The organism is Streptomyces sp. RP5T (genome assembly GCF_003933965.1).
In the GTDB taxonomy this organism is placed as follows: Bacteria; Actinomycetota; Actinomycetes; order Streptomycetales; family Streptomycetaceae; genus Streptomyces.
Map to the genome: position 1 here is coordinate 1 of NZ_RSAJ01000767.1, position 3,371 is coordinate 3,371.

3 protein-coding genes and 1 pseudogene are annotated in these 3,371 nt (G+C 71.2%); 1 reads left to right on the top strand and 3 read right to left on the bottom strand.

What is annotated here, in order from left to right; all coding sequences use genetic code 11:
* Nucleotides 1-125 precede the first annotated feature (125 nt).
* Nucleotides 126-2,069, top strand: a complete 1,944-nt coding sequence (locus EHS43_RS40630; protein WP_125195554.1) for an ABC transporter ATP-binding protein — start codon at nt 126-128, stop codon at nt 2,067-2,069.
* Nucleotides 2,070-2,071: 2 nt separating this feature from the next.
* On the opposite strand, the gene EHS43_RS40635 is transcribed toward EHS43_RS40630, so the two are convergent.
* From EHS43_RS40635 to EHS43_RS48475, 3 genes and pseudogenes are all read right to left on the bottom strand, one after another.
* On the bottom strand, nt 2,072-2,257 hold the full coding sequence (locus EHS43_RS40635; protein ID WP_125195555.1) for a hypothetical protein: 186 nt from the start codon (nt 2,255-2,257) through the stop codon (nt 2,072-2,074).
* A gap of 171 nt (nt 2,258-2,428) precedes the next feature.
* Nucleotides 2,429-3,115, bottom strand: coding sequence for a DUF899 domain-containing protein (locus EHS43_RS40640; protein ID WP_125195556.1), 687 nt, complete (start codon nt 3,113-3,115; stop codon nt 2,429-2,431).
* Nucleotides 3,116-3,172: 57 nt separating this feature from the next.
* Nucleotides 3,173-3,371: pseudogene (locus EHS43_RS48475) on the bottom strand (cytochrome P450); the annotation flags it as partial.

Below are 3,371 nucleotides of genomic sequence, written 5' to 3' on the forward strand. Positions count from 1 at the left end.
CACGACACCCACCCGGCCCCCGTAAGGCGTGCGCCCGCGCGCTGTTCGGGATTTGCTCTGCGCCCTGCCCCCGCCAGGTCAGCCCCGCCATAGTGGCCCCGACCAACGATCGGGGGAGGTCCACGGTGAGGAAACGGCCTGATGCCGGGCAGCCCGGAGTCTCCGAGTCGGAGCGGCTGCTCTTCGGGGGACCACTGCGGTACGACGGGGGGTGGAACTCGCACTCCGAGGCGTTTCTGGAGTTGGGGTTCCGGGCCATGGTGGGGCGGTTGCCGGCGCTGCTGACGGGCGCTTTCCGGCTGGCCTGGCAGGCCGATCCGCAGGCCGCGCGGATCGTGGTGGTCGCCGAGGTGGGCCGGGGCCTCACACAGGCGGTGAGTCTGCTCGCCGTCAACAGTGTGCTGGGGAGGCTGATCGGCGGGGGCGCGCTGGAGGACCGGCTGCGGGATGCCGTGCCCGCGCTGGTGACGATGGCCGCCGTGATGCTGGTGGGAGCGCTGCTGCGGGCGGCGTCCACGTACGCCACGGGACGGCTCGAACCCAAGGTCGAGCGGGTGGCGACCGAGCGGTACCTGGAGCGGGCGGCCACCGTGGAACTGGCCGCGATCGAGGACCACGCCTTCCACAAGCTGCTGGACACCGCGCAGTACGGCGCCGCCTCGGCCCGTCGGATGATCTCCTTCGCGACCCGTGTGGTGAACGCGATGATCTCGCTGATAGCCGCGGCGGGCGTGCTGACCGTGCTGCACCCCGCGCTGCTGCCGCTGCTGGTCACGATGACGATCCCGAGCGCCTGGGGCGCGCTGACGATCGCGCGCCGCCAGTACGAGTCCTTCCACACCTGGGTGCAGCACGCACGGGCCGGCCGGCTGCTCGGCGCCCTGCTGATCGAGCCGGAGTCGGCGCCGGAGATCCGGGTGCACGGGGTGGGCCCGTTCCTGCTCAGGCACTACCGCGCCATGGCGGAGACGGCGGAGGCGGAACAGGCCCGGCTGGCCCGGCTCGCGGCCCGCACCGGGCTGATCGCGGCGACCTGGACGGGCCTGGCGACCGTGGCGACGTACGCGACACTCGGCGGGCTGCTGCTGGGGGGCGCGATGGCGCTGTCGGTGGCCGGTACGGCCGTGATCGCCGTGCGCACCGGCTCACAGAGCCTGAACACCCTGGTCGTCGAGATGAACGCGCTGCACGAGGAGGCCCTGTTCGTCGGCGATCTCCAGCGGCTCTACGAGGAGGCGGCCAAGTGGGCGATCCCGGCGGGCGGGACCGCGCTGCCGGACGATCCGCGCGAGATCCGCTTCGAGCACGTCACCTTCGCCTACCCGGGTGACACGACCCGCCCCGCGCTCGACGACGTGACGCTCACCGTGCCGACCGGCAAGATCGTCGCGCTGGTAGGCGAGAACGGCTCCGGCAAGACCACCCTGGTGAAGCTGCTCGCGGGGCTGTACTCCCCCGACCGGGGCCGGATCCTGTGGGACGACGTGGACGCGGCGCACGCGGACCGGCGGCTGCTCGCCGAGCGGGTCGCGATGGTCGCCCAGGACTTCAAGCGGTGGCCGTTCACCGCCCGCGTCAACGTGGCGGTGGGTCGTTCGTCGGCGCGGCTGACCGACGAGCGGGTGTCCGGCGCGGTCGCGCAGGCCGGGGCCGGGGACGTGCTGGCCGATCTGCCGCGCGGCCTGGACACACTGCTGGCCCGTAACTTCAGCGGCGGACACGAACTGTCGGGCGGGCAGTGGCAGCGGCTCGGGATCGCCCGGGCCGCCTACCGGCGCGGCCGCATCCTGATCGTGGACGAGCCGACGGCCGCGCTGGACGCCCGGGCCGAGCTGGAGGTCTTCGAGAAGATCCGCGCCCTGACCGGTACCGGCCAGACGGTCATCCTGATCACCCACCGGCTCGCGTCCGTGCGCCACGCGGACCTGGTGCACGTCCTGGAACAGGGCCGGCTCGTGGAGTCGGGCACCCCCGAGGAGCTCCTGGCCTCCGGTGGTGTCTACGCCGAGCTCTACTCGCTCCAGGCCGGGCAGTTCACGGCAAAGGTGCCCGCCGAGGAGGCGGGCTGACCTCATGCGAGAGCGTCGGCCGCGGTCTCTCCACTGCGGACGATCACCAGGAACGTGTCGGACGCCAGGTCCATGACGACCTCCGCCTGCAGTCCCTCAAGACGCCTCGCCTGCGCGAACTCCTCCGCCGGCCACGATCCACGCGGCCCGCCAGCGGGAAAGCGTTCGAGCACTGTTCGCCCGTTCACCACCCTGCACCTCCAGAAAGCGTGCGCTCATCCATAGAGCGCTTGTAGGAGTTAACGCCTTCCGTGGCCCGAAAGCCTCGGTGAGTTGCCGTACTGAGACGTAGTTGACACGGGTTCAACGCGAAGCGTGAGATTCCGACTACTCAACGGACACTTCCGTCGCTTTGTGCATCAGTCCTCGTACTCATCGTGATATCTGATGCGCACACTGCCCGCGGGCGCCCCGAGAGCCGACGCACGCCCCTCGGGTTCCTCCCACTCCTCCTGCCGGCCCAGCGCGGTGAGGTCGAGCAGGCTCGTGGTCGAGCCGAGTCCGTCGAGGCCGCGGGCGAAGGTCGAGTAGGTGTGGAAGACCCGGTCGCGGTCGCGCAGGAAGCAGCTGATGCCGGGCCGGTCGGCCGGCTTCCCCTCGACCTCCAGGGTGGCCTCGAAGTCGTGGTTGAAGTCGCCGTTCGAGGAGTACCAGGGCACGGTCCATCCCATCCGCGCCTTGAACGGCAGGATCTTCGTGTACGGCGCCCTCGACACGGCCGCGAACGTCGTCCCCCGTGCCTTCAGATGAGCCAGGTGCCCGATCTGGTCCAGGAACGCGGAGCAGCTGCGGCACCCGGCGTCCCACTCGGGCGCGAACATGAAGTGGTACACGACGAGCTGGCCGCGCCCCTCGAAGAGGTCGAGCAGGGTGGCCTTGCCGTCACCGCCCTCGAAGACGTACTCCTCCTCGATCTCGACCATGGGCAGTCTGCGCCGCTCGGCGTTGAGCGCGTCCCGCGCGCGCGTGGCCGCCTTCTCCCTGACCAGCAACTCCTCGCGCGCCGCGCGCCATTCGTCCCGCGAGACGATCTCCGGAAGCGCCATGGGGTCCCTCCTGTGCAACGGTCCGTTCGAGGTGGTGACCGCGGGGAGGGACGGAACTCATCGGTGGCGCGGAAGTTTCCTGCCGTACGACACCCTAGGCGCGAGCAGCACGCGGGCGCGGCCGGGGGGCGCCGCCTCGGGGTGGGGTCGGCGAGGGTGAGGTCCGGGAACCGTTCCAGCAGCGCGGCCAGGGCTGTCCCGGTCTCGGCGCGGGCCGGCGGGGCGCGCAGGCAGTGGCGAACGAACTCCTCTACAC